The 7,173-nt window shown below is 63.7% G+C and carries 6 protein-coding genes; 5 read left to right on the forward strand and 1 reads right to left on the reverse strand.

The window, feature by feature from the left end:
* Positions 1-10: 10 nt before the first annotated feature.
* The 3 genes from ACLIIZ_RS18915 to ACLIIZ_RS18925 all read left to right on the forward strand — a co-directional run bounded on the left by ACLIIZ_RS18915 (position 11) and on the right by ACLIIZ_RS18925 (position 3,651).
* Positions 11-1,360, forward strand: a complete 1,350-nt coding sequence (locus ACLIIZ_RS18915; RefSeq protein ID WP_416694771.1) for a virginiamycin B lyase family protein — start codon at positions 11-13, stop codon at positions 1,358-1,360.
* A 45-nt stretch (positions 1,361-1,405) separates the two neighbouring features.
* Positions 1,406-2,887, forward strand: a complete 1,482-nt coding sequence (locus ACLIIZ_RS18920; protein ID WP_374325873.1) for a cobyric acid synthase — start codon at positions 1,406-1,408, stop codon at positions 2,885-2,887.
* Between the two features lie 92 nt (positions 2,888-2,979).
* Positions 2,980-3,651: a class I SAM-dependent methyltransferase gene (locus ACLIIZ_RS18925; protein ID WP_374325875.1), complete on the forward strand. Its 672-nt coding sequence runs from the start codon at positions 2,980-2,982 to the stop codon at positions 3,649-3,651.
* Here ACLIIZ_RS18925 and cobU read toward each other — a convergent pair whose 3' ends face one another.
* On the reverse strand, positions 3,652-4,203 hold the full coding sequence (cobU, locus tag ACLIIZ_RS18930; RefSeq protein WP_374325877.1) for a bifunctional adenosylcobinamide kinase/adenosylcobinamide-phosphate guanylyltransferase: 552 nt from the start codon (positions 4,201-4,203) through the stop codon (positions 3,652-3,654).
* Positions 4,204-4,318: 115 nt separating this feature from the next.
* Between cobU and ACLIIZ_RS18935 the strand changes: the two genes are divergently transcribed.
* Both ACLIIZ_RS18935 and ACLIIZ_RS18940 read left to right on the forward strand, forming a co-directional pair.
* Positions 4,319-5,482: an ATP-binding protein gene (locus tag ACLIIZ_RS18935; protein ID WP_416694774.1), complete on the forward strand. Its 1,164-nt coding sequence runs from the start codon at positions 4,319-4,321 to the stop codon at positions 5,480-5,482.
* Positions 5,479-7,050: an AAA family ATPase gene (locus ACLIIZ_RS18940; RefSeq protein WP_416694776.1), complete on the forward strand. Its 1,572-nt coding sequence runs from the start codon at positions 5,479-5,481 to the stop codon at positions 7,048-7,050. Before ACLIIZ_RS18935 ends, ACLIIZ_RS18940 begins: the two co-directional genes overlap by 4 nt.
* The last annotated feature ends 123 nt before the right edge of the window (positions 7,051-7,173 follow it).

Raw genomic sequence — 7,173 nt, forward strand, 5'->3', positions numbered from 1 at the left:
GGAGTTATGCATGCGCAAGCAAGCGATTTTCCCCGTTCTCTTCGGCCTGGCCGTGCTGCTGGCGACGCCGGCCCTGGCTTGCCGGCCTTTCGGTTCCTACCAACTGGTCGAGGACAAAACCGGCGGCATCTGGTTTACCGAGGGCGACAACAACGCCGTGTCGCGGCTGGCGCCGGACGGTAGCGTCAAGGCCTATGCGCTGCCGACGAAGAACGCCGAGCCCAGCGCTCTGGCGCTGGATCGCCGGGGCAACGTCTGGTTCGTCGAAATGGACGGCGGCAAGATCGGCCGTCTGGCGCCGAACGGGCGCATCCGGGAATTCCCCACGCGCGACGGCCACCCCGGCATGGTCGCCGTCGATCGCCGGGGCGAAGCGTGGTTCACGCAGATGTCCGGGCATGAAAACGACAGCGACGAACACGCCGGCCACGGCAGCGCGATGATCGCCAAGGTCGGTCGCATCGACCGCCAGGGCCGGATGCACGATTTTCCCCTGCGCGAAGGTTGGCCGACCTCGCTGGCCTTTGACCGCCGGGACCGCGCCTGGGTGACGATCCTGGTGCCGGGGCGCAATGGCGCCCAACCCAAGGGCCGGTTGGCGACGCTGTCGCGCGATGGCCAATGGACCACGGTGGCGGCCTGGGACAACAGTTGCCCGAGCAACCTGACGCCGGCCGCCGGCGGCCTCGCCTTCTCCGACCACTGCCGTTTCGTGTTGGGCCGGGTTGCCGTCGATGGCAAACTCAGCGAACAGAAACTGCCCGACGCCACCTACATCCAGCAAATGTCGGCGGCGCCAGACGGCGTGCTGTGGTTTTCCGGCGACCAACGCGGCCGTATCGGGCGCATCGCCGCAGACGGCGCAGTCGCCTATCTGCCGGAACGGCCCGCCAGCGACGATCAGGCCATGGCCATCAAGGTGCTGCGCAACGGCGACGTCGTGTTCTCCGAGTTCTACAACTACAACATCAACCGCCGGACGAAGGACGGCGACTACGTCGAACACCTGGTCAATATCGAGGAACGCCGGGGCAGCCGCGAAGTGCGCGACGGCGAAGTCTGTTACGTCCAATTCGCCGCGCGCATCGCCGGCAAGGCGGAGATGGACCAAAAGCGCGCCGAGGAAGTGCGCAGCGGCCGTTTCAAGGCCGACGGTGCCGGCACGGAAAAGCTGGTCGAACAGAAATGCCTGGCCTGCCACGACGCCCGCCGCCTGCTACTCTCGCGGCGCAGCGACTGGACGCCGAGCCTGACGCGCATGCACTCCTACCGCCAGCTACGCGGCGTAGCGCCGCTGACGCCGGAGGAGACGACACGGCTGGTGCGTTACTTCAATAGCTATTACGGGTTGGCGCGCTGAGATCAGGGCAATGCGATAATGCGCCTCCCGTTTTCCGAGGCTGCCATGTTCGCTTCCGCCCTGATGGTGCAAGGCACCACTTCCGACGCCGGCAAATCAACGCTGGTCGCCGCGCTGTGCCGCATTTTCAAGCGCCGTGGCATCAAGGTGGCGCCGTTCAAGCCGCAGAACATGGCGCTCAATTCGGCGGTCACCGTCGATGGTGGCGAAATTGGCCGGGCGCAGGCGCTGCAGGCGCTGGCCTGCGGGCTGGAACCGCATACCGACTTCAACCCGGTGCTGCTGAAGCCGACCACCGACCGCAGGGCGCAGGTGATCATCCACGGTCAGGTTGCCACCGACCTCGATGCCAAGGCCTACCATGAGTACAAGCCGCGCGCGATGGGCGCTGTGCTCGAATCCTGGGCGCGGCTGACCGCGCACTACGACTGCGTTCTCGTCGAAGGCGCCGGCTCGCCGGCCGAGATCAACCTGCGCGACCGCGACATCGCCAACATGGGCTTTGCCGAGGCCGTCGATTGCCCGGTGATCATCGTCGCCGACATCGACCGCGGCGGCGTTTTTGCCCACCTGGTCGGCACGCTGGAACTGTTGTCGGCGTCCGAGCAGGCGCGCGTTGTCGGTTTCGTCATCAACCGTTTTCGCGGCGACATCGCACTGCTCGAGCCCGGTCTCGACTGGCTCGAACAGCGCACCGGCAAGCCGGTGCTTGGTGTTCTGCCCTACCTGCACGGGCTGATGCTTGACGCTGAGGACGCGATCGCGACGGCTGCGGTGGACGGGAAGCAAGCAGCAAAAATCCGCGTTGTTGCGCCGGCCTATCCGCGCACCTCGAACCACAACGATCTTGATCCGCTGCGCCTGCACCCGCAAGTCGACTTCCGCTGGATCGCGCCGGGCGAGGCGCTGCCGCCGGCCGACCTGATTGTCCTGCCTGGATCGAAAGCGGTGCGCGCCGACCTCGACTGGCTGCGCACTCAGGGCCACGATCAGGCCATTGCCCGCCATCTGCGCTACGGCGGCAAGGTGATCGGCTTGTGTGGTGGCTACCAGATGCTCGGGCGCAGCATCGCCGACCCGCTCGGTCTCGAAGGATCACCGGGAACGACGCCCGGTCTCGGCTTCCTGGCGGTTGATACGACGCTCGAATGCGAAAAGCAGTTGCGCAATGTGAGCGGTCACTTGCGTCTCGAAGGACAGCCGGCGATGATCGGCTACGAAATCCACCTTGGCGTCACTCAGGGCGATGGCCTGACGCGGGCCGCCGTGCAGCTTGCCGACGGCCGTGCCGACGGAGCCATCTCGGCTGATGATCAGCTACTCGGCACCTACTGTCACGGCGTCTTCGAGCATCCCGAGGCGTTGACCGCGCTGTTGCGCTGGGCCGGTGTCGGCGAGGTTGATCGGGTCGATTTCGCGGCGCGCCGCGAAGCCGATCTGGAACGTCTGGCCGATTCAGTCGAAGCGGCATTCGACTGGCAAAAGCTGAGCGTCGTGCTACCCCTGCTTGCTGTGAATACGCCATAGAAACATCCGGTAGCAATCTGTCGAGATTCGTTCATGTTTGGTTAAGGGGGAGGCCTCTAGTATCCGGGTTCGCAGATACCCGGATATCCTCCATGAGCCAAGCAGGACCGATCGAACTCGAGTTCTCCCGCAAGTACGACCGAAAGCACGCCCAGCAGTATTTCGACAAGCATCGGGCTGGCCCGATGCGCCGTCTTTCCGACTGGCGCGAGCAGCGGATCGCGCGGGCGGCGCTGGCCATGGCTGGAGACCCGGCCAGCGTGCTTGATCTGCCCTGCGGCGCCGGGCGCTTCTGGCCGATGCTGGCGGAACGGAGCGAGCGTCGCATCCTCGCCGCCGACAACTCGGCCGACATGATTGCCGTGGCCCAGGCCACGCAGGCGCCGGAGATCGTTGCCGGCGTCGAGGCCTTCCAGACCTCGGCCTTCGCCATCGATCTGGGCGACGGCGCTGTTGACTGCGTGTTCAGCATGCGCCTGCTGCACCATATCGCCGAACCGGCGCACCGGCTGGCGATGCTGCGCGAATTTCACCGAGTTTCCTGTGAAAGCGTCGTCCTTTCGCTTTGGGTGGACGGCAATTTCAAGGCCTGGCGGCGGGCCCGGCTGGAAGCGCGGCGGCAGGTCAACAACAACCGCTTCGTCGTGCCGCGCCGCGTCATTGAGGCGGAGTTCGCTGAGGCCGGCTTCGACATCGTCGGCCATCGGGATTTTCTGCCCGGCTACGCGATGTGGCGGGTTTATACGTTGCGCAAGCGCGGCTGACTATTTCAGCGTCAGCGGCAGGCCGGCGGCGACCAGCGTAACCCGCTCGCAGACCGCCGCGACACGCTGGTTGAGCCGGCCCTGTTCGTCGGCAAACAGGCGCGAGACCGGATGCATCGGCACGATGCCCCAGCCGACCTCGTTGGAGACCAGAATGACCTGCCCGGGTAGCTGCGGCAGCGTTTCGACCAGCGCCGCCGTTTCTCCGGCGAACAGCGGGCAGGAAATGGCTTCGCCGGTTTCCGCCTGCGCCGCAGCGCGGCCGGCGAAGAGCAGGTTGGACAGCCACAGCGTCAGGCAATCGACCAGGAGGCAGGAGTCGGGCGCCGCCAGTTCGCGCAGGCGGGTAGCCAGATAGAGCGGTTCCTCGACGCAGCCCCAGTCGGCCGGGCGGCGTGCGCGGTGGTGGGCGATGCGGCGCACCATCTCGCCATCGCGCGACTCGGCGGTGGCGACGTAGACGACCCGCTGGCCGGATGCGGCGGCGATTTGTTCGGCGTGGCGGCTCTTGCCCGAACGGGCGCCGCCGAGGATCAAGGTTCTTTTTGCCATGGCCGGCATTGTGGCGTCTCCCTTGTTTTTAGTGAAGGTTTGAGCAGTGAATAGCTTTACAGCAAAAATTTTTTAAAACAAAATTGTTGTACAAATTTTCTGTTGTGAGGTGGCGATGAAAATCAGTGTCGGTAATCCGGTGGAAGGTGAGGACTTTTTCGACCGTGAGCAGGAGCAGGCGCGTGCCTGGCGCAAGCTGGCGGGTAGCCACTTGCTGATGCTCACGCCACGACGCATCGGCAAGACCTCGCTGATTCTGCGCCTGTGTTCCACAGCACAGCAGCATGAGCGCTACGCCGTGCATTGCAGTTTTGCCAAGTGCGAAAACGAGAGTGACTGCATCCGCGAACTGTTCAAGGCGCTGGCTACCGAGCACACCATTGAGCAGAGAAGAAAGGCCTTGTTCGACAAGATCAAGAGCTTCAAGCTAGGTCCTTTTGGTGTCGATTGGCACGAAGCCCGGCCCGAAAGCTGGCGCGAGGCCGGTGAGGAACTGGGCAAGGCGCTGGCGGATGGCGACGACGACTGGCTGGTGTGTGTCGATGAACTGCCGGTCTTCATCATCAACCTGTTGCAGCAGGGCGACGATGGTCGTCGCCGGGCGCGAGCCTTCCTCTATTGGTTGCGTGACCTGCGGCAAACCCACTACCGACGCATCAAATGGCTGCTTGCCGGTTCCATCGGTCTGGACACGCTTGCCGCCCGGTTGGGCCTGAGCGATACGATCAACGACCTTGAGCCTTTTCCGCTTGATGCATTCAGCGAGGAAAGCGCTCTTCGCTTTTTAGGTGAACTTGCCAGGAGCTACGCCATCGATCTTGACGAAGGCTTGCGTGCAGTCATCGTCCGGCGGGTAGGCTGGCCGGTACCTTACTACCTGCAACTGATGTTCGAACACTTGCGCGAAGAATGCGTGGAAAGCGGTAGAACGCCGGATGCGGCAATGGTCGAGCGGGTGTTCGAGAAACTGCTGGGCATGGGTTATCGAAATCACTTCGACTACTGGCGCCAGCGACTGGACGAGGAGCTTGGCCAGCCAGAAGCGGGGCATGCGGCAAGGATCTTGACCCAAATCTGCCGATCGAGCGCAGGCAACACCCGAGACAACCTGGAGCAGGCGATGGCAGCCGTCATCGGCGATCCGGCGGCACGCGACAAGACGCTCAACTACCTGCTCGAAGTGCTGACCAGTGATGGCTACCTGATTGAACGGGAGGGACGCTACGCTTTCAGGCTGGAATGGCTGCGCGTTTTCTGGCAACGGAGGTTGGCAGCATGAGTCTGGATACCGCCCTGAAACGTTCCGCCCTCTATAACCCGGCGCTGTGGAGCCGCGACGAGGTGCGCACCTACTACGTCGCCCGCCCGAAACTGCTCGCCCGGTTCATCGACGATTTTCGTCGCGAGAAGCCGGGTACCCGCCCCCAACACCGGCTGATTCTCGGCCAACGCGGCATGGGCAAATCCACCCTGCTGCGCCGCTTGGCGATTGCCGTCGATGACGACGAGGAACTCGCCGCCGCCTGGATACCCCTGGTTTTCCCGGAAGAACAGTACAACGTCGGCAGTCTGGCCGATTTCTGGCTCAACTGCCTCGACGCCCTGGGCGATTACCTGGAAAGCCACGGTCGCACTGCCGAAATGAACGCCATCGATGCAGAAGTCGAGCGTCTCGACCGCAAGGATGGCGAAGGAGCCCTGCAAACCTTGTTGCGTATCGCGGAAAAGCTGGGGCGCCGGCTGATCCTGCTCGTCGACAACATCGACTTGATTCTCGATCGCCTCAAGGACAAGGATTGGGCCTTGCGCGAAGCCCTGCAGGAATATCCGCGACTGATGCTGATCGGCGCCAGCAGCCGGGCACTGGAAGCCAGCTACGACTACGGCCGCGCTTTCTATGATTTCTTCCGCATCGACGAACTACGTGGTCTCAGCGAAGACGAAATGCGCGAGATCATCGTCAACCTCGCTCGCCGGCACGGTGCCGAAGCGCTGATCAGGCGAGTCCAGGAGGATGTCGGGCGCATGCGCGTGCTGCATACGCTGACTGGCGGCAACCCGCGTCTCGCCGTGCTGGTCTACGGCGTGTTGTCGAAGGGATTCGACAGCGATGTGTGCGCCGATCTCGAGAGTCTGCTCGATGAAGTGACGCCCCAGTACAAGGCTCGTTTCGACGAAATGCCAGCACAGGCGCAACTGCTGCTCGACAAGCTGGCCGTGCACTGGAACCCGATGAGTGCCCGTCAGCTTGCCGATGCCCTGGGCTGGAGTGTCAACCAGGCCTCGGCCCAGCTCGATCGTCTGGCGCAAGCTGGCATCGTTGAAAAGGTCAAGGCTGGGCAGGGTAAGCGCATGGCTTTCCAGGTCGCCGAACGTTTCTTCAACATCTGGTATCTGATGCGCGCTGGTCGACGTGCGCGGCGCAGGTTGATGCGGCTGGTCGGATTTCTGCATGCCTACTTCAGCCTCGATCCGGGCGTCGTTCCGGATGCGCTGCGCTGCGCCGAGCCGGCGCCGTCTCAAGCGGCGCACATTGCTACGGCGGATGAACTGATGGGCGAAATCCGTCGATTGTTCGCCGCGCAGCAAGAGCAAGTCGCTGCGGCTCCGGCGTATTTGCGGGAAATCGTGGCCATGCTGCCATCTGCCGTGGAATTGCAGGTCGGCGAGCGCGTCCTGGCCGAGCTGGACGCGTCCGGCATTGGCGAGTCCCTGCAGCCGGTGCGAGCCGCCCTGGTGGCGGCGGTGGCCGGCAACGCCGAGCTGCTCAACGATGTGGCGCCCGAAATCCGCTTGCCGGCGCGGGAGATCCTCGCCCGCATGGCGCCGTCGCTGGTCGTCGGCTAGGGGCTGTTCACATTTGCGGAATTGTGTTTACATCCTGTCTTTTGGATACAAGACATGGATCGCCGAATGCTCACCGATGACCAGTGGTCACGCATAGCGGATTTTCTGCCTGGGAAGTCCACA

This window comes from Azonexus caeni, from assembly GCF_048146105.1.
Classification (GTDB): Bacteria; Pseudomonadota; Gammaproteobacteria; order Burkholderiales; family Rhodocyclaceae; genus Azonexus; species Azonexus aromaticus_B.